We start from the raw sequence: 19,333 nt of genomic DNA, 5'->3' as shown, positions 1-19,333 counted from the left end.
CCGCGGCATGGGCAAAAATTCTCTCAGCGCGGAGGGACAACTCCTGCACAGCCAGCGGTCCCCGGCCGCACGGGTACGGCCCGGAGCACTAGGCTGGAGCATTATGGATTCGCAGCACTACTTCAGCGCCGCCCCCTCCGGACCCGACAAGCGCCGGCCGCTCCGGGTACCCATTGCGGGTCAGGAACGTGACCTCATCACCTCAGGTGGCATCTTCAGTCCCGACGGCATCGACAAAGGCACAGCGATCCTGTTGTCGGAGGTGCCTCCCGTCACCGGTTCCACTCTGCTTGATATTGGTTCCGGCTGGGGCCCGCTTGCCCTGACCATGGCCGTTCAGGCACCGCACGCCCGGGTCATCGCAATCGATGTGAACGAACGCTCGTTGGAGTTGACGAGGGAGAACGCCCGGAGGCTGGAGCTGGGCAATGTGGCGGCCATGCTGCCCGACGACGTCAACCCTGACATTGCCTTCGACACGATCTGGTCCAATCCACCGATTCGGATCGGCAAAGAGGCGCTTCACGAACTCCTCTTGCGCTGGCTCCCGCGCCTTGCTCCCGGCGGGAACGCATGGTTGGTAGTCCAGAAGAACCTCGGTGCGGATTCGCTGCAGCGTTGGCTTGCAGCGCAGCTGCCGCCCGACTATGAAGTCGACCGCCCTACCACGTCGAAGTCTTTCCGCATTCTGCGGGTTGAGCGGACCGCACCGGAAAACGCCCGGAAGGCCTAGCTGAACGTACCTCGCGCCACGAGCACCGCGGGACCGCTGAGATGCACATGCTCTCCCCCCTGTGCGCTGACTGTGAAGCGGACGCCGACGATTCCGCCGGGCACGGTCACGCTCCAGACGTCGGGCGCGTCCGCTCCCGCCCAGTAGCGGGTGGCAATTGCAGCGGCGCAGGCTCCGGTTCCGCAGGAGAGGGTTTCTCCAACCCCCCGTTCGTGCACGCGCATGCTCAGCTGTCCAACGCCGTCGTGCATGAGTGGATCATGCGGGACGACGAATTCCACGTTGGTTCCGTGCGGCGGTGCCGGGTCCACCGAAGGCGCGTCGAACAGCCGCGTGGCGCGAAGCTCCGCGATTTCGGCAAGGGCGACGACCGTGTGTGGATTACCCATGCTGATTGACAGTCCAGGCCGGGCGACCTGCAGCCCGTCTGCTTCGACCAGCGAGTCGGTTGCACGCGCGGCCGCGGCTTCCGGGTAGATGAACTCCCACGGCCCCATGTCCACGGAGTACCCATCGACTGACCGCTTCACCACTTTGACGCCGCCGCGGGTGCCGATGGCCATCGAGGCGCCATCCGCCAACTCAACCAGACCGGATTCGAGGAGGAAATGGACGAAGACGCGGACACCATTGCCGCACATCTCTGATACCGAGCCGTCGCTATTGCGGTAGTCCATGAACCATTGCGCTTCAGGAGTGTCCTCAAGCAGGGCCCGTCCCTCGGGAAGGAACGACGACGGCACGGCACGGATCAATCCGTCCGCGCCGATACCCCGGTGGCGGTCACAGGCGGCAGCCACATCGGCGGCGGTCACATCGACCGAGCCGTTCGGGTCTGCCACCAGAATGAAGTCATTACCGGTACCGTGCCCCTTGGAGAAGGAGAGTCCCGTCAGTCCCGGCCTTGCGGACAATGCTGGTTCAGTGTGTGAAGTCACGTTACCTAGGATAGGGGGCGTGCGCGGCGACGGCGCCCAGCGCCTTCGTGAGGAGCTCCGGATCACGCCAGTTGAACCACTGAATCCGCTCGTCGGCCCGGAACCACGTCAGCTGCCGGCGGGCGAACCTGCGGGTAGCCGCAACGGTGTCTTCGGCTGCCTCTGCTGCTGACCAGCCTCCGTCTAGTACCCGCAGAAACTGGCTGTATCCCAGCGCGCGGGAAGCCGTGCGGCCGCTTCGCAGCCCGAGGTCGTCCAGCCTGCGGACCTCCTCCAGCAACCCCCGCTCCACCATCGAGTACACCCGCTCAGCGAGTCTCTCCTTGAGGACGTCCCGATCGGCCTGCAATCCGATCTGGACGGCAGACTGGTGATAGACGCGGCGCGGCATGTACGAACTGAAGGGCCGGCCCGTGAGCTCGTGCACCTCAAGGGCGCGGATCACCCGCCGCTCGTCCCCCAGCCGTTCCGCCGATACCGCGTCGACTGCGGCAAGGCGCTCCCGCAGTGCAGGAAGGCCCACCTTGTCTCTTTCAGCCTCGAGACCGGCTCGAACGACGGCGTCGGTCGGTGGAAATTCAAGCTCGTCGAGCACCGCACGGACGTACAGGCCTGATCCGCCGACGAGAATGGGCACGTTTCCCCGCGCACGCACCTGCGCAATTACCTCGCGGCTGTGCTCCTGATAACGGGCGACACTTGCTTCCTCACGCACATCGAGGATGTCCAACAGGTGATGGGGAACAGCTCTGCGTTCACCGACTGACAGCTTGGCGGTGCCGATGTCCATGCCGCGGTAAAACTGCATGGCATCGGCGTTGATGATCTCACCGCCGAGCGCCTCGGCCAGCGCGATGCCCAACTCGGACTTTCCGGATCCGGTGGGCCCGACGACGGCGATCACCGGCGTCGCGGGCGCAGCAACAGCGCGGCTCACCTCAGTTGCTGCGGAGAGGAAGCGAGGGCATGCCGAGCACTACTGACCTGCCTGCCGCAGCGCCGACGCCGGGGGCCGGCGCCCCGCACGATTCTGCCTGAGATCGGTCCCAAGCGTCGCCTGCGCGTGAGCGGCGGAGCTGATAGTCCGACGCCGACGGATCGGCGACGAGGTGGAACGCGGCAGCTCCGGTGACAGTCACCGTCACGAGATCGCCAGGCCGCGGAGCGTCTGCTCCTTCGGGCACGGAGAAGTGAACGAGCCGCTGGTCGCGCGCCCGCCCACTCAGTCGGTGGGTCTCATGGTCCTTGCGGCCCTGATGAGCAGTAACGAGCACCTCCACCTGCCGTCCAACCTGCGCCGCGTTCTCTTCGCGGCAGATGCGGTCCTGCAGCTCGGTGAGCCGCTCATACCGCTCCTGCACCACGGCCTTCGGGAGCTGATCCGGCAGGTCCGCGGCAGGCGTGCCTGGGCGCTTGGAGTATTGGAAGGTAAACGCCGTCGCGAAACGCGACTGCTCCACGACCCGAAGCGTCTCCTGGAAGTCCTCTTCGGTTTCTCCGGGGAATCCGACGATGATGTCGGTGGAAATCGACGCATGCGGCATCCGCGATCGGACCCGGTCAAGGATGCCGAGGAACTTTTCAGAACGGTAGGACCGCCGCATTGCCTTCAGGATCCGGTCCGACCCAGACTGCAACGGCATATGCAGCTGCGGAGCAACATTCGGGGTCTCTGCCATTGCATCAATGACGTCATCGGTGAAGGCGGCCGGATGGGGGCTCGTAAACCGGACCCTTTCCAAACCGTCGATGCTTCCGCAGGAGCGCAGGAGTTTCGCGAACGCACCGCGGTCCCCGAACTCGACACCGTAGGAGTTGACGTTCTGGCCGAGCAGAGTCACTTCGATAGCGCCGTCCGCCACAAGGGCCTCGATCTCGGCGAGGATATCCCCGGGGCGCCTGTCCTTTTCCTTGCCGCGCAGCGAGGGCACGATGCAGAAGGTGCAGGTGTTGTTGCAGCCAACGGAGATCGACACCCAGCCGGAGTACACGGCATCACGTTTGGTCGGCAGGGTGGACGGGAAAACGTCCAGGGATTCGAGGATTTCAAGCTGCGCTTCCTCGTTGTGGCGTGCCCGCTCAAGGAGCGCGGGCAAGGCTCCGATGTTGTGTGTGCCGAAAACGGCGTCCACCCACGGCGCCTTGCGGAGGATCGTTTCGCGATCCTTTTGGGCTAGGCATCCACCGACCGCGATCTGCATTCCAGGCCGTGACTGCTTGACCGGCGCGAGCTGGCCGAGGTTTCCGTACAGCTTATTGTCCGCGTTCTCGCGAACAGCACAGGTATTGAAGACGACGACGTCGGCCTCGTCGCCGCCGGCGCTCACATACCCGGCGGACTCAAGCAGCCCCGAGATCCGTTCGGAATCATGGACGTTCATCTGGCAACCGAAGGTGCGCACCTCATAGGTGCGCTGCGTGGCAGAGAGGGGCTCGGCCGGCTGTGCTGACGGGGAGGGGTAGGCAACTGTGGAACTCACCTGTTAAGGGTACGGCCCACCGAGAGCAGCCCCAACCCGGCCAACTACCGCCGGGGAAGACGGGCGGTTGAGATTACTCCTGCTGGTCAAGGACATCCTTGACGATGGAGAACGCGAGCGACGGCGCATAGCCCTTGCGTCCGAGCATTGCCACAAGCCGGCGCACCTGCTTGTCACGGGATGCACGGTCACCAGGATCCGCAAGGGGCCTCGCCTTTCTCCGCACAAGGTCCTCGGCCGCTGACCGCTCGTCTTCGTCTGTCCGCTGGAGCAGTGCGTCCTCGGCCAGCTCTCCAGTGATGCCCTTCTCAGCGAGCTCGCGCTTGATGGCGGACCGCGCAAGCGACCTGGTCTGTGCCCGGCTTCGTACATACATGCGGGCAAACTCGGCATCATCAATCAGTTGAACTTCCTCGTAGCGATCCAGGATGCCCGCCGCCACCTCTTCTGAGACACCCCGCTCACGAAGTTTAGTGTGAAGCTGGTGGCGGCTGCGCGGGGCCATGGAGAGCTGGCGCAGGACGATAGCGCGTGCCACCTCATGGGGATCGGCCTCGGGCGTGAGATCAGCAGGCGAGCCTGGCGTAGGAGCCCGCGGGCCGCTCTTCCGTGCTGAACGCCGGGCACTGCGCTGCGTTGCTGCACCCGGAGTTCCGGAGAATCCGTTCATGGACCGCTAGCGGCCCTCGCCGCCGACTGCCTTCAGCTTGGGACCATCCTGTTCCGGTGTCTCCTCCACCGCACCTCCGACGCCGAGCTTCTGCCGGATCTTCTGTTCGAGCTCATCCGCCAGGTCCGGGTTGTCGAGCAGGAACTTGCGGGCGTTCTCCTTGCCCTGGCCCAGCTGGTCTCCGTCATAGGTGAACCAGGCTCCGGACTTCTTCACGAGACCGTTCTCCACGCCAACATCGATCAACCCACCCTCGCGAGAGATTCCGAAGCCGTAGAGGATGTCGAACTCCGCCTGTTTGAACGGCGGAGCCATCTTGTTCTTGACGATCTTCGCCCGCGTCCGGTTACCAACCGGATTGGTACCTTCCTTGAGCGTTTCAATGCGCCGCACGTCGATCCGCACTGATGCATAGAACTTCAGCGCCTTGCCGCCTGTGGTGGTTTCAGGGCTGCCGAAGAACACACCGATCTTCTCGCGGAGCTGGTTGATAAAAATGGCAGTTGTCTTGGTCTGGCTCAGACGGCCGGTGATCTTACGCAGCGCCTGGCTCATCAACCGGGCCTGCAAACCCACATGGCTGTCACCCATCTCTCCCTCGATCTCAGCGCGCGGAACGAGGGCGGCAACGGAGTCGATCACGACGATGTCAATGGAACCAGAGCCCACGAGCATGTCCATGATCTCCAGGGCCTGCTCACCGGTGTCCGGCTGGGAGACGAGAAGAGCGTCGGTGTCCACCCCAAGCTTCTTGGCGTACTCGGGATCCAGCGCGTGCTCCGCGTCAATGAAGGCGGCAATGCCGCCGTTGCGTTGGGCGTTGGCCACAGCGTGCAAGGCAACGGTGGTTTTACCCGACGATTCCGGACCATAGATTTCCACCACCCGGCCCCGCGGCAGACCACCGATGCCAAGCGCTGCATCGAGTGCGATCGAACTGGTGGAAATGGTCTCGATAGGAGCGCGGACCTCGTCTCCAAGGCGCATGACTGAGCCCTTGCCGTATTGCTTATCAATCTGTGCCAGTGCGGCTTCGAGAGCCTTTTCACGATCGGCTGGTACGGCCATCATTCACCTCGGTATACTCATGGCCGCCAGGGCCTGTTTTTCTCTTCCCCTTGACCGTAGCGTCCCCCTCCGACAGTTTGCCCCGCGGGGCATCCGATGTGGACATCCCACTTGAAGCGGCGGGATTGTGGAGGACGAGTGGCATGGGAATCTTCTGATTCCAGCATAGTCCGGATCCGAACACATATTCGATTGATTCGCCCGGCGTGTTTGAACCGGCTAGCGCGGTTTCACATCGCGTCCGAGCCGTCTGTACTCGGGCACGTCCTGCATCTCGCAGACCGCCAGCCAGACGGCCTTCGGGTCAGCTCCCGCCTGCAGGGCTCCAGCCGGCGTGCGGTCGCCGAGCCCGGACAGATGCAGTGTTTGGGCCAGCGTCCTTGAATAGGCCGGCCCGAATTCGTCGTCCATGAGCCGCCAGAAGTCGCTCGTGCGCATGCTGCATCCTCCTTCTCCAGATAAACCCTAGAATGAAACGCATGACTGTTGACCGCCAGGAACCCGATGCTTCCGTCGATGCTGCCGTGCAGGCGTTGGAACAACAACTCAGTATGCTGTGGCGGCGTGCGCGGTCGAACTCCTACAAGGTTGCGCGGCGGGTCCATCCGGATATGGAACCTGCTGCCTACGGGCTGCTGGTCATCCTACAGCGGGAGGGCTCCATGCGCCTGACCGATCTGGCCGCCAGCATTGGCGTCGGCAAGCCCTCCGTCAGCCGCCAGATCGCCATGCTCGAACACCTGGGCCTGGTTCAGAAAACCGCAGATCCGCTGGATGGCCGCGCCCAGTCGATCAGCCTCACGGCGGCTGGACTGACGCAGCTGTCCACAGCACAGGAAGCGCGCAAGGAGGCGTTCCATCAGCTGATGGAGGACTGGAGCCTTTCGGATCTCACGACACTCGGGGAGCTCATTTCCCAGCTGAACCAGACCTATACGAGAGACAACTGGTAGCCGCAGACCAGAAAGAGGCCCGCCGCATTCGGCGGACCTCCCTGTGGAACGTGGGTTGTGCCGGTATCAGTTCTTGGTGACTGCCAGTCCCCTGCTGAAACCACCGGTGAAATCCTCCGGCATGTCCCCGCCGAACTGCTGGGCAAACTCCTGCGGGACTGTGTCAGGGACAGCAACACCTTCGGCTTCGGCCAGCCGGTCGCTGACCTCCCGAAGCATCATCGACAGCGGTACATCAAGTGCAGAGCAGATAGAGGACAGCAGTTCCGAGGACGCTTCCTTTTGGCCCCGCTCCACCTCACTGAGGTAACCGAGGGAGACCCGGGCGCTATGCGACACTTCCCTGAGTGTGCGGCCCTGGCGCTGGCGGACGTCACGCAGGACGTCCCCGATCTCGTGGCGTAAAACGACCATTTTGCGCTCCTTCGGCTTACGTTGCGGATCTTCTGCCAACCCCACATCCCGCCAACGGATGACACCGTTCACGGATACGGGTTGCTTTACCATGTGTATCGCCTAACTCCCTTGTGCTGGCCGCTTTCGCTGCCGTCTGATTTAAGCCTAGCCCGTCTTGCTTCTCCGTGCTGGACACTATTGATAACTATTGCGGAACTCCGTTTGTTCCCGCGGACTCAAGCTCAAGCGCCTCCGTGAGCAGGATCACCGCAGCCGAACAGGATGCTTCCCGAATCTGGCTCCTGCTTCCCCGGAAGCGATATTCTCGAACCAGGTTGACAGATACCGCCACCACGCTGATGAACACAGTACCCACCGCTTTTCCATCGTGCGGTTCGGGGCCTGCTACTCCTGTGGTGGACACGCCGATGTCGGCGCCACAGCTGTCTCTGGCACCGAGAGCCATTTGCCGTGCTACCTCCGCGTCAACAGCGCCCGCACGTTCCAGAAGTTCTGGTTCAACACCGAGCAAGGCCGCCTTCACGTCCCGGTGATAGGACACGACGCCGCCCCGAAGCACAGTCGAAGCCCCAGGAACCGAAGCAAGCGCGGCCGCAACCATCCCGGCGGTCAGCGATTCTCCGGTAGCAATGGTGAGCCCGCGCTCCTGCGCGAGGAGTACAACCCGTTCAAGGGCGGCCCTGCCCAACCCGCCTGACACCTCAGCGGCAACTGTCACAGTGCGGTGTTACGTGCTGAGCGCCGCAGTCGGAGCGCCTGCAGGACATAATCTGCGCCGGTCACCACGGTAATTGCCAAGGCAGCCATCATGACGACGACGGCGGGCCACCACGCCCAGTCGCCGAGAGCCGGCACCAGCAGGTAGAGGAAAATAGCCAGCGTCTGAACGACGGTCTTCAACTTCCCACCGCGGGAGGCAGGCATGACTCCATAACGGATGACCGCGAACCTGAGCAGGGTGATGCCGAGCTCGCGGGCAAGGATGACGATGGTCACCCACCACCAGAGCTCGCCCAGTACGGACAGAAGTATCAAAGCGGAACCGATGAGCAGCTTGTCCGCGATCGGGTCTGCAATCTTCCCGAAATTTGTGATGAGACCACGGCTGCGCGCCAGGTCACCATCGAGCTTGTCGGTATAGATTGCCACTGCGAACGTGGCTACCGCGAGCCAGCGGAAAAGCCCGCCCTCGCCGGAGTCGGCCAGCAGGAACCAGACGAAAAACGGTACCAGCAGGATTCTCACGACCGTCAGCACATTCGCGACGTTCAGGACTGGCACCGCTCCAGCGTCAGAATTACTCACTGCTCAAGGCTACCTGCCTGTCAGCTCCCAGGCGTCTTCACCGCCGTCGTCATCATCATCGTTGTAGTCCATGGCCTGCGGACGCGAGTCCAGGTCCTCCGCCACCAGGTCCGCGGCGCCCGGCTGGTAGCGCGACTGATCAACCTCCGGCGATGCGGCCGGCGCCGGCGGGTCATCGCCACGCATAGCAGCGAGAACAGGACCGAGGTCATCAGGCTTCACCAGGACGTCACGCGCCTTCGATCCCTCCGACGGCCCAACCACTCCCCTGGACTCCAGCAAATCCATCAGGCGGCCCGCCTTCGCAAATCCCACGCGCAGTTTGCGCTGAAGCATGGAGGTGGAACCGAACTGCGTCGTGACAACTAGCTCAGTCGCCTGCAGCAGGACCTCGAGATCGTCCCCGATGTCGTCGTCGATCTGCTTTTTGGGTGCTTCCACCGCCACATCATCGCGATAGACGGCTTTCAACTGTTCCTTGACGTGTTCCACCACTCGGTGGATCTCAGACTCGGTCACCCAGGCACCCTGGACGCGCATGGGCTTCGACGCACCCATGGGCAGGAAGAGCGCGTCGCCCTGGCCAATCAGTTTCTCAGCGCCCGGCTGGTCAAGGACCACCCGGGAGTCGGTCACCGACGAAGTGGCGAATGCCATGCGGGAGGGCACATTGGCCTTGATCAGACCTGTCACAACGTCCACAGACGGCCGCTGGGTAGCGAGCACCAGGTGAATACCCGCTGCCCGGGCCAGCTGGGTGATGCGGACGATTGAGTCCTCGACGTCCCGCGGCGCGACCATCATCAGATCCGCCAGCTCGTCGACCATCACCAGCAGGTACGGGTACGGCCGCACCACGCGCTTGGAGTCCGGTGGCGGAACCACCTTGCCGTTGCGGACCGCCTTGTTGAAATCATCGATGTGCTTGTAGCCGTAATTGGCGAGGTCATCGTAGCGGGTGTCCATCTCACGGACCACCCATTGGAGCGCTTCCGCTGCCTTCTTGGCGTTGGTGATGATCGGTGTGATCAAGTGCGGTACGCCCTCGTACGCAGTAAGTTCCACCCGCTTGGGGTCGATCATGATCATGCGGACCTCATCCGGGGTGGCCCGCATGAGGATGGACGTGATCATCGAGTTCACAAAGGAGGACTTACCAGCACCGGTGGCACCCGCGACGAGCAGGTGCGGCATCTTGGCGAGATTCGCGACCACGAACCCGCCCTCGACGTCCTTGCCTACGCCCATGACCATCGGGTGATCCGTCTTGCGGGCATTGCCGGATCGAAGGACGTCGCCCAGCGACACAGTCTCGCGGTCTGTGTTCGGAATCTCGATGCCGATCGCGGACTTGCCCGGAATCGGCGAAAGGATGCGCACGTCCGAGCTGGCGACCGCGTAGGAGATGTTCTTGGACAGCGCGGTTACACGCTCCACCTTGGTTCCCGACGCCAGTTCGATCTCGTAGCGCGTCACCGTCGGTCCGCGTGAGAAGCCGGTGACCTTTGCGTCGACGTTGAACTGCTCCAGGGTGTGGGTGAGGGCGGCGACGACCGCGTCGTTGGCCTCCGACCGTTCCTTGGGCGGAGTCCCCGGCGGCAGGTAGTCCGAGGGCGGCAGCGTGTAGGTCACGTCTCCGGCGAGGGACAGTTGCTCAGTGCGCTGCGGGATCGGCGTAACGGGCGCCTGGGGCTGAACCGGATTGGACGGGACCGGAACGGGTTGGGCGGCCGGTGCGCTTGCAGGCGGAAGCACCGCCATGGCTTCGGTTGCAGGTTCTGTCTCCCCGAGCCCCTGGTTGCGCTTGATCTTTTCGGCGGCAAGCTCCTGCTGTGTGGGACGGCGCACGCCCGGTCGGACGGCCGGCGACGGGGACGTTGTGCCGCCGTCGTCGTTCCCCTCGTCGTCGTCGAGCACTGCGCGTTCGAAGGCTTCATCGCCGACATAGCCGTCCAGGTCATCATCCTGATCGGTGTTCTTCTTCTTTCTACCGAACAGGCCGGACTTCTTCCTGGGCTTGGCCGCCGCGCGCTCGCGGTCGGACAGGTAGCTCTGATCGTGAGCGTCGCCGTCCGCGCTGCCCTCGTGCAGGTCCTGTCCCATGAGGTGCTCATAGAGCTGGCGTAGCCGAGACGGAATATGGCGGAACGGAGTAGCCGTGATGATTAGGATGCTCACGAAGACGAGGAAGGCGAGTACAGCGGCAACCGGCCACACCGAGAGAATTGCAGCGACGGGTCCGGCAACGAGGTAACCGATGACACCGCCTGCCCGCCACAGCGCATCAAGTCCGGCGGCGAGCTCGGGCCGGCCGCCCACCAGATGGGCAATGCCCGCGCCCGCGAAAGTCAGGACGGTGAGCCCGATGCCGATACGGTTGTTGGCACGAGGATTTTCCGGATACCGGAACAACCGGACCGCGCCAATCAGTAGGACGAAGGGCAGCAGCAGCGCCATCCAGCCCACAGAACCTCCGGCCACAGCATGCACGACGCCTGCAACCGGCCCGGGCAGTGCCCACCACTCAACCGTGGCGACGGCTGCCGCGCACAGGAAAAGGAAGAAACCCGTGCCGTCCCTGCGGAGGTCCTTTTGCGGCTGCACATCGTGGCCGAATTTGCGGATAGCGCCGGCCACCAGGTGGGCCAGGCCCATCCAGAAGCCACGGACGGCGCGCAGCGGCAGCGGCAGCTTTTCCTCGGCTGCCGGCAACGGTTGGGTCTTGCTTGTGCCTCGCGCGGTTGAGCCGCGGCCGGCCGCGGAGGTGCTGCCGGTGCGCGACTGCTGGGATCCTCGCGGCTTCGGAGCTCGCGGCTGTGAACCTCGCGGCGCTGTGGGGGAAGTACGAGTCGCCATACCCGCTACGCTACCGGACGGCGCCCGCCGTTCCCGGGATTAGCGCGCCCGTCAGGCTTCAAGCACAACCGGAATGATCATCGGGCGACGCCGGTAGCGGCGGTTTACCCAGGTCCCTACGACGCGGCGAACGACCTGCTGTAGCTGATGCGCTGTGTGGTCCTTGTTGCTCATGACAGCTTCTGCCAGTGCGGTGCTGATCCTGGGTTTGATGTCATCGAAGACGGAGTCATCCTCGGCGAATCCGCGCGCGTGGATGTCCGGACCGGAAACGATTGTCCCGGTGCTGCGGTTGACTACCGTGATGATCGAGATGAAGCCTTCCTCACCGAGGATGCGCCGGTCCTTCAGATCGGCATCGGTGATCTCGCCGATGCTGGAGCCGTCCACATAAACGTAGCCGCACTCGACTGCACCAACGATCCGGGCGACGCCGTCCGACAAATCCACCACTGAGCCGTCGTCGGTCTGGAGCACGTTTTCCGCCGGGACGCCCGTCTGGATTGCGAGTTTTCCGTTGGCTATAAGGTGGCGGGTTTCGCCGTGGACAGGCATGACGTTCTTCGGCTTGAGGATGTTGTAGCAGTAGAGCAATTCACCGGCAGCGGCGTGACCGGATACGTGTACCCGGGCATTGCCCTTGTGGATGACGTCGGCGCCCAGTTTGAGAAGTCCGTTGATGACGCGGAAGACGGCGTTCTCATTTCCGGGGATGAGCGAGGAGGCAAGGATCACCGTATCTCCCTTTCCGACGGTGATCTGATGGTCCCCGTTGGCCATGCGTGAAAGCGCTGCCATCGGCTCACCCTGCGAGCCCGTGGACATCAGCACCACCCGGTCATCGGGAAGGCTATCCACGTTCTTGACGTCGACGAGGATTCCATCGGGTACGCGCAGGTATCCCAGCTTGGCGGCAATTGTCATGTTGCGCACCATGGAGCGCCCGGCAAAGCAGACGAACCGGCCGTGGGCCGCCGCCGCGTCGAGCACCTGCTGAACCCGGTGGATATGCGAGGAGAAGGACGCGACGATGACGCGCTTGCTCACCTGGCCGAAGAGCCGGTCCAATTCCGGACCAATCTCACGCTCGGCGGTGGTGAAGCCTGGAACATCGGCGTTGGTGGAGTCAACCATGAACAGGTCGACGCCCTCTTCTCCCAGCCGCGAGAATGCACGAAGGTCGGTGATACGACCGTCGAGCGGCAACTGATCCATCTTGAAATCGCCCGTGTGCAGGACAGTGCCGGCCGCAGTGCGGATAAAGACGGCAAGCGCGTCAGGGATGGAGTGGTTAACTGCAATGAACTCGCATTCGAAGGGCCCGAACTGCTCAATCTGGCCCTCGGCGACGGTGAGCGTGAACGGCTTGATCCGGTGTTCCTGGAGCTTCGCCTCGATCAATGCGAGCGTCAGCTGGGATCCAATCAGCGGGATGTCGTTCTTGAGACGCAGGAGGTACGGCACTGCACCGATGTGATCCTCGTGTCCGTGAGTAAGCACCAGGCCCACGATGTCATCCAGACGATCCTCGATGTAGGAGAAATCAGGCAGGATCAGGTCCACACCGGGCTGGGTCTCCTCCGGGAACAAGACTCCGCAGTCAACGATCAGCAGCTTCCCGCCGATCTCGAAGACCGCCATATTCCGGCCGATCTCACCGAGGCCGCCAAGCGGAACAATCCGAAGCGTTCCCTCGGCGAGCGGTGGAGGCGAAACGAGTGCGCTTCCTGCGGGTTCTGTCATGGATTGGCCTTTCAGATGCTATCGGGTAGTGCCCGCAGAGAAGTCCCAACCCGCTTCCGCGAGGTCGGTGAGTACCGGCTCCATTTCGACGGCGGTGGGCTCGACCAGCGGCAGCCTCACCACGGAGTTTGCCAGCACACCTTGCATCCGAAGGATGTGCTTGGCTGAAATTGCGCCGGGGATGTGCGTCATGACGGCACGTACAACGGGGTCAAGCTCGAAGTGGATCTTGCGCGCCATGGCGAGGTCACCGGCGGCCAGTGCGTCCACGAGGGACCGGAACTGAACCGTGGCGACGTGGGCGCTGACGCTGACGACGCCGACGGCCCCCGCTGACATCCACGGCAGAGTCAGCCCGTCGTCGCCGGCGTAGACATCCAGGGCAGTGTTGGCAAGCACACGCGTCACCGCTGCGTAGTCTGCTTTCGCATCTTTCAGTGCGAGAATCTTCGGGTTGTCCGCCAGTCGAATCATTGTTTCCGTGCTGATCGGGATCCCGGCCCGGCCCGGAATGTCATAGATCATGATGGGCAGGTCCGACGCAGCGGCAACGGCGTCGAAGTGCGCGAGGACGCCGGCCTGGGTTGGCTTGTTGTAGTAGGGGGTTACGACAAGCTGCGCATCCGCGCCGGCGCGCTGCGCGCGTTGCGCCATTTCGACGGAGTGCGAGGTGTGGTTGGTGCCGGTGCCGGCGATCACCTTTGCACGGCCGCCGACGGCTTCTGCGACCACGCGGAAAAGGTCTTCCTTTTCCTGGTCCTCCAGGGTGGATGTCTCACCGGTAGTACCCGATACGACGAGGCCGTCGCAGCCATCCTCGACAAGCCGGACAGCCAGGGCAGCCGTGGCATCGAAGTCCACAGCGCCGTCAGCGGTGAACGGTGTCACCATTGCCGTGACGAGGGAACCGAATGGGAGCGGGCGAATGTCGGAGGCAGCCATGGGTCAAACTTACCCGCTGCGGCAGGCGTGAGAACATTCCATCATGGCCATCACACAAACCCCGGGCCGGCTCAGCGGCATAGACGCGGCCAGGGGCATCGCCCTCTTCGGCATGATGTGCACCCACGTATTTCCGCTCTATGTGGAGGGGACCTCGGACGCGTCCTGGATAGGCGCCACCTTCTCCGGACGATCCTCGGCCCTGTTCGCGCTCGTCGCAGGAATAGGGTTGGCGTTGCTCAGCGGCGGTAGCAGGATGCACGACCGCGCCGGAATCTCCCGCGACCGGCGCGGAATCGCGGCTCGGGCCGTCGTGATCGCGATGGTCGGGCTGATGCTGGGCGGACTGGAAACCAACATCGCAGTGATCCTCTTCCATTACGGCATCCTGTTCCTGATGGCACTGCCGTTCATCGGGATGCCGTTGCGCAGGCTCTGCTGGTGGGCGGCCGGGTGGACCCTGATCTCTCCGGTGGCGGCTTTCCTCCTGCGCCCCTGGGTTGGAACCAATATCAATCCCTCCGACCTCGATGGCAACCCTGCGCTTGAGCATTTCGCCCAGCCCGCGACCCTGCTCGCGGACATCCTCGTGACCGGCTACTACCCGGCGCTCCAGTGGCTGAGCTACCTGCTCCTGGGCATCCTCATCGGCAGGCTGAACCTGAGGTCGTTCGGGGTACAGGCCGGACTGCTTGTTGCGGGCGTCGGGCTCGCCGGATTGTCCAAGTTCGTCAGCGCCTTCCTGCTGGGACCGCTGGGTGGGCTGGCCGTCCTACTCGAAACTCCGCAGGGCCGGCGTTACGACATTGAGGCCATGCTCCCGGTGAGCCTTACCGGCATTGACCAGACCGGAACGTGGTGGTGGCTGGCGGTCAGCGCACCGCACTCCGGGACGCCGCTCGATCTGATGCATACCGCAGGAACGGCCGCCGCCGTCGTCGGGCTCTGCCTTATGGCGACCAGGCGGCTGCAGTGGCTGCTTCTGCCGCTCTCGGCTCCCGGCGCCATAACGCTGTCCCTGTACTCACTGCATATCTGGATCATGAGCATCGTCGACCAGCAGGAGATCCCGCTGGATCCGGCGCCGGTCTACTGGGCCCAGGCCGCTGTCTTCATTGCGATCGGGCTGCTGCTGCGGAAGCTGGGTGCCCGCGGTCCGCTGGAGTATGTGGCGGCCGGCGCAAGCGACGTTGCTCGGTCAGCAGGGGCTGTTTCGAGGCGTTAGTCACGCCGCCCTGCCGCGGAACAGTTTCGCAGCATGCCGCATGCTGCGGCGTGCACGGGTGCGGTCCCCTGCGGCGTCGTACGCGCATGAAAGCCGGAACCAGGAACGCCAGTCATCCGGGTTGGCCTCCGCGTCCGCCTGGTAGGCGGGGAACTGAGCGTCCGCTGCCTCACGTACGATCCGGCCGGCCGGTGTCCGGGGGAGGTCATCAACGGGCAGCCCTCCCTCCGTATGCAGCGCAGACGCCATCCGCTCGGTCTGGGCGCCGAAGGACAATTCACGAATCAACGCCCACGCCCCGATCAGCGGAAGCAGGAGGTACGCAACTCCCAAGGCTTTGGCCACCGGTTCGGGGTCCGTCAACAAAAGGACGCTCCGCTGGAGCGCCACAACCAGCCAGAACGCCAGCAGGACAGTGACGAATACCACGCCTATTTTGACGCGATGTTGCTTGAGGAAGTCCAGTGCACCCATCACGCCTGCAGGTCCAGGTAGCCGTCCAGACCGACGGTCAGTCCGGGATGGGAACCCACTTCCCTGACGCCGAGCAGAACACCGGGCATGAAGGACTCACGGTGGAAGGAGTCGTGACGGATAGTCAGCTGCTCACCGACCCCACCGAACAGGACCTCCTGGTGCGCCACCAGCCCACGGAGCCGTACGGAGTGAACCCGGACGCCATCGACGTCGCAACCACGCGCGCCGTCCCTGGAGGTGCGGGTGGCGTCAGGGCTGGCGGCAAGACCGGCTTCGGCACGGGCTTCAGCGATGAGCACCGCTGTTCGCTCGGCTGTGCTGGACGGGGCGTCCACCTTGTCCGGGTGATGGAGTTCGATGACTTCGACCGACTCGAAATACTTGGCTGCCCGTGCAGCAAAGGCTGTGGCCAGCACGGATCCGAGGGCAAAATTGGGCGCGATCAACACGCCCACCTCCGGATTGAGCGCGAGCAGATCCTGCAGCCGGCCGAGCCGTTCAGAGTCCCAGCCGGTAGTGCCGACGACCGCGTGCATTCCATGTTCGACGGCGAAGGCAACGTTCTGTTCGGTGCTGTCCGGAACGGTGAGGTCAACAACTACCGCGGCGCCGGCCGCCACCAGTTCCTCAAGTGGGTCTTTCCTGCCAAGCGCCGCCACAAGATGCAGATCAGCGGCGGCCTCGATGGCCCGTACAGCCTCTGACCCCATGCGCCCGGACGCGCCGAGTACGGCAACGGCAAGAGGTTGTGTCATGGATTCAAGAGTAGTGTCAGCCATCCACTCCGACCCATTCCACGTCACCGTCTGCGAAGAACTGCTCCTTCCAGATCGGCGCTCGCGCCTTGACGGTATCAACCAGCTCGCTGCAGGCGGCGAAGGCTTCTCCACGGTGGCCGGAGGCAACGGCAGCGACGAGGGCCGGATCCCCAACCTCCAGCGGACCGATGCGGTGCGCCACCCAGATGCGTACGCCGTCGTACTTCTCGGCGATCTCCGCAGCGATGTCGGCAATCACACCGCCGGCGGAAGGATGGGCACTGTAGCCCAGACGGTCGACCTGCCTCCCGCCGTCGTGGTTGCGCACCACGCCGCCGAAGCCGACGACGGCACCGCAGTCAGCGGAATCAACGACGGCCAGGGCATGGTTCAGGTCGAGCGGCTGCCCGGAAACTCCTGCGTGGAGAACGGTGCTAGTGCTCATGGCTTCCCTCCAGTTGTGCGCAGATGTGATCGAGGATGGGTTCCAGCACGTCCAGGCCGTCCTGGACGGCTTTCGGTGAACCCGGAAGATTGATGACGAAGGTGCCCTCCGAGACGCCCGCGTGACCGCGGCTCAACGCCGCCATGGGTGTCTTCGCAGCGCCGGCCCGGCGCACTGCTTCCATGATCCCCGGTAGGGATCGGGTAAGGAAGGCTTCGGTGAGCTCGGGGGTCACGTCATCGGCGCTGAGTCCGGTACCTCCGCTGGTGATGAGCACCGAAGGTTTCCCTGCGAGGCAGGCGGCCAGCGCTTCCCGTACGGCATCACCGTCCGGAACCACTTCGGCCAGCTGCACGGCATACCCTTTCCCGACCAGCCATCGCTGAATCAGGGGCCCGCACTCGTCCTGGTAGACGCCCGCCGCCGCGCGGGTCGACGCAATGATCAGCGCCGCGGTCCGTTGCTTGCTCATGCGACCCAGTCTCCGCTCTTGCCGCCTGATTTCGCCAACACCTGGATGTCCGTGATGACTGCGTGCTTATCTACGGCCTTGATCATGTCGTACAGCGTGAGGGCAGCAACTGACGCTGCTGTCAGCGCCTCCATCTCCACGCCGGTCACTGAAGTGGTTTTCACCGCTGCCTGAATAACGACGGCGGCACCTTCCGGTGCGAAGTCGACCGTCACCTTGCTCAACGGCAGCGGATGGCACAGCGGTATGAGCGCCGATGTCTGCTTCGCCGCCATGATCCCCGCTACCCGGGCCACAGCCAGTGCGTCGCCCTTCGGAAGATCCCCATCGGCAATCAGCGCAAGAACCTGCGGCGTTGTCCGCAGGATGCTCTGCGCGGTGGCCTGGCGGGCGGTGACCGCCTTCTCCGATACATCGACCATGTGTGCCGAGCCGTCCTCACGGACGTGTGTCAATCCAGAATCAGGTGTGGTCATGTCAGCGCCTCTCTAGTGGGATTGCCGGGATGGAGGGGTTGCGCGCCCTGGCGCAGTTCGCCCAGCAGCCACACGGCGACCGGCGTCCCCGCCTCCACCGTCCCCGTGCCAGCCGGCAGGTGTACGAGGGCGTTGGATGCAGCGAGGGCGTGCAGCAGGTGGGAGCCCGGCCCGCCAAGCAAGGTGACGTCTCCGATCCCCTCCCCCTGACCCGACCGGTCCGTATACAGGCCGCGACGGACCTGGTGCTTACCTTCGGGTGACTGAACGTCCTCGGTGAGCCGCGCCGGCAGGCAGACGCGGTTCCCCGGGAGCCCCGTCACCGTACCAAGTGCCGGGCGCAGGAACATTTCAAAGGAGACCAGTGCGCTTACCGGGTTGCCCGGGAATCCAAGGAACGGCACGCCGTTGATGGTGCCGATGGCCTGCGGCCCGCCCGGCTGCATCGCCACTGAAAGGAACTCCACGCTGCTGTCCGCCAGGGCCTGCTTCACAACCTCGTAGGCACCCTGGCTGATTCCTCCGGTACTGAGGATGAGGTTGACCTGCCCGCCGATGTTCTGGAGGGCGCCCCGCAGCTCCTCCGGATTGTCAGCCACCACACTGTGCCGCTGCACGTGCGCGCCCGCTTCCTCCAGCGCAGTCGTCAGCAGTGTGGTGTTGGCATCGAAGATCCGGCCGGGCGCCAGTTCGGTTCCGGGTTCCTGAACCTCGTCTCCGGTGCTAAGCAGCAGGACGCGGAACCGCGGGCGCACCGGCACCGTCGCCAGCCCGCAGGCCGCGAGGAGTCCCAGCTGGGAGGGTCCCAACAGGGTTCCGGCAACAAGCGCAACGCTCCCCGCTTCGAGATCGCTGCCGGCACGCCGGATGAACGAGCCCGCCTGGGCCACGGGCAACTCGACGGTGAGGCCCTCCTCCCCGCAGTACTGCCCCGTGGTGGGAAACTGCGAGGGCACTGCGTTCTCGATAGGCACGACGGCGGCTGCACCTTCCGGAATCATGGCTCCCGTCATGATCGGAGCAGCGTGACCCGGCTCAAGTGCAACAGGTTCCGCACCAGCCGGCACCGGCGGCGCGACCGCAAGGTAGAGGGGCGCGCTCCCGTCCAGATCATCGCCGTGAACCGCGTAACCGTCCATCTGGGAGTTGTCGAACGGAGGCAGGTTCACCGGGGAGAGGAGGTCCTCGGCGAGCACCCGGCCACGGGCCGTTGCGAGCGGCAGTATTTCGGGCGCCGCGTCGGCGAAGGCGCTGCTGTAGCGCAGCAGCCCGAGCACGGCCTGCTGGTGTTCCTCTACTGATCGTGTCATTACGCCCCGTTGTATCAACCCGCCCTGACATTTGTGCTGCGGCATCACTGCCGCAGCTAACAGCC

Annotated in this window: 21 protein-coding genes; 3 read left to right on the top strand and 18 right to left on the bottom strand. The window is 64.1% G+C overall.

Annotated elements, in window-relative coordinates; genetic code table 11:
- The first annotated feature begins 103 nt into the window (after positions 1-103).
- Positions 104-733, top strand: coding sequence for a class I SAM-dependent methyltransferase (locus tag AC1MBU_RS08435; protein ID WP_479786945.1), 630 nt, complete (start codon positions 104-106; stop codon positions 731-733).
- Here AC1MBU_RS08435 and dapF read toward each other — a convergent pair.
- The 6 genes from dapF to AC1MBU_RS08405 form a co-directional block, all read right to left on the bottom strand.
- Entirely contained in the window at positions 730-1,671 is a 942-nt protein-coding gene (gene dapF, locus AC1MBU_RS08430; protein ID WP_277358753.1) for a diaminopimelate epimerase, read from the bottom strand. The two genes, AC1MBU_RS08435 and dapF, sit on opposite strands and share 4 nt — an antisense overlap.
- A gap of 1 nt (position 1,672) precedes the next feature.
- Positions 1,673-2,608 carry a tRNA (adenosine(37)-N6)-dimethylallyltransferase MiaA gene (miaA, locus tag AC1MBU_RS08425; protein WP_346028888.1) on the bottom strand — a complete coding sequence of 312 codons (936 nt, stop codon included), beginning with the start codon at positions 2,606-2,608 and terminating at the stop codon, positions 1,673-1,675.
- A 1-nt stretch (position 2,609) separates the two neighbouring features.
- Positions 2,610-4,052 (bottom strand): tRNA (N6-isopentenyl adenosine(37)-C2)-methylthiotransferase MiaB, encoded by a 1,443-nt coding sequence (miaB, locus tag AC1MBU_RS08420; RefSeq protein ID WP_471673557.1) that lies wholly within the window; start codon positions 4,050-4,052, stop codon positions 2,610-2,612.
- Between the two features lie 172 nt (positions 4,053-4,224).
- Positions 4,225-4,821, bottom strand: coding sequence for a regulatory protein RecX (locus tag AC1MBU_RS08415; RefSeq protein WP_479786943.1), 597 nt, complete (start codon positions 4,819-4,821; stop codon positions 4,225-4,227).
- Positions 4,822-4,827: 6 nt separating this feature from the next.
- Positions 4,828-5,889: a recombinase RecA gene (gene recA, locus AC1MBU_RS08410; protein ID WP_346028885.1), complete on the bottom strand. Its 1,062-nt coding sequence runs from the start codon at positions 5,887-5,889 to the stop codon at positions 4,828-4,830.
- A 219-nt stretch (positions 5,890-6,108) separates the two neighbouring features.
- Positions 6,109-6,327: a DUF3046 domain-containing protein gene (locus tag AC1MBU_RS08405; RefSeq protein ID WP_277358757.1), complete on the bottom strand. Its 219-nt coding sequence runs from the start codon at positions 6,325-6,327 to the stop codon at positions 6,109-6,111.
- Between the two features lie 41 nt (positions 6,328-6,368).
- Between AC1MBU_RS08405 and AC1MBU_RS08400 the strand changes: the two genes are divergently transcribed.
- Positions 6,369-6,842 carry a MarR family winged helix-turn-helix transcriptional regulator gene (locus tag AC1MBU_RS08400; protein WP_056548452.1) on the top strand — a complete coding sequence of 158 codons (474 nt, stop codon included), beginning with the start codon at positions 6,369-6,371 and terminating at the stop codon, positions 6,840-6,842.
- Positions 6,843-6,908: 66 nt separating this feature from the next.
- Here the strand turns inward: AC1MBU_RS08400 and AC1MBU_RS08395 are convergent, their stop codons facing one another.
- The 6 genes from AC1MBU_RS08395 to dapA form a co-directional block, all read right to left on the bottom strand.
- On the bottom strand, positions 6,909-7,349 hold the full coding sequence (locus tag AC1MBU_RS08395; RefSeq protein ID WP_056548454.1) for a helix-turn-helix domain-containing protein: 441 nt from the start codon (positions 7,347-7,349) through the stop codon (positions 6,909-6,911).
- A 94-nt stretch (positions 7,350-7,443) separates the two neighbouring features.
- Positions 7,444-7,977, bottom strand: coding sequence for a CinA family protein (locus tag AC1MBU_RS08390; RefSeq protein WP_479786939.1), 534 nt, complete (start codon positions 7,975-7,977; stop codon positions 7,444-7,446).
- Entirely contained in the window at positions 7,974-8,564 is a 591-nt protein-coding gene (gene pgsA, locus AC1MBU_RS08385; protein WP_277358758.1) for a CDP-diacylglycerol--glycerol-3-phosphate 3-phosphatidyltransferase, read from the bottom strand. Before pgsA ends, AC1MBU_RS08390 begins: the two co-directional genes overlap by 4 nt.
- 9 nt (positions 8,565-8,573) lie before the next feature.
- A complete protein-coding gene (locus tag AC1MBU_RS08380) occupies positions 8,574-11,420 on the bottom strand; it encodes an FtsK/SpoIIIE family DNA translocase (RefSeq protein ID WP_479786937.1) in 2,847 nt (948 codons plus the stop codon).
- 51 nt (positions 11,421-11,471) lie between these two features.
- On the bottom strand, positions 11,472-13,163 hold the full coding sequence (locus AC1MBU_RS08375) for a ribonuclease J (RefSeq protein WP_277359461.1): 1,692 nt from the start codon (positions 13,161-13,163) through the stop codon (positions 11,472-11,474).
- A gap of 18 nt (positions 13,164-13,181) precedes the next feature.
- Positions 13,182-14,105 (bottom strand): 4-hydroxy-tetrahydrodipicolinate synthase, encoded by a 924-nt coding sequence (gene dapA / locus AC1MBU_RS08370; protein ID WP_479786935.1) that lies wholly within the window; start codon positions 14,103-14,105, stop codon positions 13,182-13,184.
- 43 nt (positions 14,106-14,148) lie between these two features.
- On the opposite strand from dapA, the gene AC1MBU_RS08365 reads away from it, so the two are divergent.
- Positions 14,149-15,330, top strand: coding sequence for a heparan-alpha-glucosaminide N-acetyltransferase domain-containing protein (locus AC1MBU_RS08365; protein ID WP_277359463.1), 1,182 nt, complete (start codon positions 14,149-14,151; stop codon positions 15,328-15,330).
- Here the strand turns inward: AC1MBU_RS08365 and AC1MBU_RS08360 are convergent, their stop codons facing one another.
- From AC1MBU_RS08360 to AC1MBU_RS08335, 6 genes are read right to left on the bottom strand one after another with little or no spacing between them, the layout of a single operon-like run.
- Positions 15,331-15,804 (bottom strand): hypothetical protein, encoded by a 474-nt coding sequence (locus tag AC1MBU_RS08360; protein ID WP_277359464.1) that lies wholly within the window; start codon positions 15,802-15,804, stop codon positions 15,331-15,333. It abuts the gene before it with no gap.
- Positions 15,804-16,562, bottom strand: coding sequence for a 4-hydroxy-tetrahydrodipicolinate reductase (gene dapB, locus AC1MBU_RS08355; RefSeq protein ID WP_479786932.1), 759 nt, complete (start codon positions 16,560-16,562; stop codon positions 15,804-15,806). The genes AC1MBU_RS08360 and dapB overlap by 1 nt, the downstream gene beginning before the upstream one ends.
- Positions 16,563-16,578: 16 nt before the next feature.
- Positions 16,579-17,010, bottom strand: coding sequence for a molybdenum cofactor biosynthesis protein MoaE (locus tag AC1MBU_RS08350; protein WP_471673253.1), 432 nt, complete (start codon positions 17,008-17,010; stop codon positions 16,579-16,581).
- A complete protein-coding gene (locus AC1MBU_RS08345) occupies positions 17,000-17,482 on the bottom strand; it encodes a MogA/MoaB family molybdenum cofactor biosynthesis protein (protein ID WP_479786930.1) in 483 nt (160 codons plus the stop codon). The genes AC1MBU_RS08350 and AC1MBU_RS08345 overlap by 11 nt, the downstream gene beginning before the upstream one ends.
- Positions 17,479-17,958, bottom strand: a complete 480-nt coding sequence (gene moaC, locus AC1MBU_RS08340; RefSeq protein WP_479786928.1) for a cyclic pyranopterin monophosphate synthase MoaC — start codon at positions 17,956-17,958, stop codon at positions 17,479-17,481. The genes AC1MBU_RS08345 and moaC overlap by 4 nt, the downstream gene beginning before the upstream one ends.
- Positions 17,955-19,268, bottom strand: coding sequence for a molybdopterin molybdotransferase MoeA (locus tag AC1MBU_RS08335; RefSeq protein ID WP_346028879.1), 1,314 nt, complete (start codon positions 19,266-19,268; stop codon positions 17,955-17,957). Before AC1MBU_RS08335 ends, moaC begins: the two co-directional genes overlap by 4 nt.
- Positions 19,269-19,333 lie beyond the last annotated feature (65 nt).

It is taken from the genome of Arthrobacter sp. PTI12 (assembly GCF_056679915.1).
The sequence above is the reverse complement of the archived record's forward strand: the minus strand, read 5'-3'. Positions and strand labels throughout refer to the sequence as shown.

Excerpts from the sequence above, each read along its gene's own strand:
- AC1MBU_RS08435 (WP_479786945.1), top strand. The coding sequence starts at position 104 with ATGGATTCGCAGCACTACTTCAGCGCCGCCCCCTCCGGACCCGACAAG.
- miaB (WP_471673557.1), bottom strand. The coding sequence starts at position 4,052 with ATGAACGTCCATGATTCCGAACGGATCTCGGGGCTGCTTGAGTCCGCC.
- AC1MBU_RS08415 (WP_479786943.1), bottom strand. The coding sequence starts at position 4,821 with ATGAACGGATTCTCCGGAACTCCGGGTGCAGCAACGCAGCGCAGTGCC.
- recA (WP_346028885.1), bottom strand. The coding sequence starts at position 5,889 with ATGGCCGTACCAGCCGATCGTGAAAAGGCTCTCGAAGCCGCACTGGCA.
- AC1MBU_RS08405 (WP_277358757.1), bottom strand. The coding sequence starts at position 6,327 with ATGCGCACGAGCGACTTCTGGCGGCTCATGGACGACGAATTCGGGCCG.
- AC1MBU_RS08400 (WP_056548452.1), top strand. The coding sequence starts at position 6,369 with ATGACTGTTGACCGCCAGGAACCCGATGCTTCCGTCGATGCTGCCGTG.
- AC1MBU_RS08395 (WP_056548454.1), bottom strand. The coding sequence starts at position 7,349 with ATGGTAAAGCAACCCGTATCCGTGAACGGTGTCATCCGTTGGCGGGAT.
- AC1MBU_RS08380 (WP_479786937.1), bottom strand. The coding sequence starts at position 11,420 with ATGGCGACTCGTACTTCCCCCACAGCGCCGCGAGGTTCACAGCCGCGA.
- AC1MBU_RS08375 (WP_277359461.1), bottom strand. The coding sequence starts at position 13,163 with ATGACAGAACCCGCAGGAAGCGCACTCGTTTCGCCTCCACCGCTCGCC.
- dapA (WP_479786935.1), bottom strand. The coding sequence starts at position 14,105 with ATGGCTGCCTCCGACATTCGCCCGCTCCCATTCGGTTCCCTCGTCACG.
- AC1MBU_RS08365 (WP_277359463.1), top strand. The coding sequence starts at position 14,149 with ATGGCCATCACACAAACCCCGGGCCGGCTCAGCGGCATAGACGCGGCC.
- AC1MBU_RS08360 (WP_277359464.1), bottom strand. The coding sequence starts at position 15,804 with ATGGGTGCACTGGACTTCCTCAAGCAACATCGCGTCAAAATAGGCGTG.
- dapB (WP_479786932.1), bottom strand. The coding sequence starts at position 16,562 with ATGACACAACCTCTTGCCGTTGCCGTACTCGGCGCGTCCGGGCGCATG.
- AC1MBU_RS08350 (WP_471673253.1), bottom strand. The coding sequence starts at position 17,010 with ATGAGCACTAGCACCGTTCTCCACGCAGGAGTTTCCGGGCAGCCGCTC.
- AC1MBU_RS08345 (WP_479786930.1), bottom strand. The coding sequence starts at position 17,482 with ATGAGCAAGCAACGGACCGCGGCGCTGATCATTGCGTCGACCCGCGCG.
- moaC (WP_479786928.1), bottom strand. The coding sequence starts at position 17,958 with ATGACCACACCTGATTCTGGATTGACACACGTCCGTGAGGACGGCTCG.
- AC1MBU_RS08335 (WP_346028879.1), bottom strand. The coding sequence starts at position 19,268 with ATGACACGATCAGTAGAGGAACACCAGCAGGCCGTGCTCGGGCTGCTG.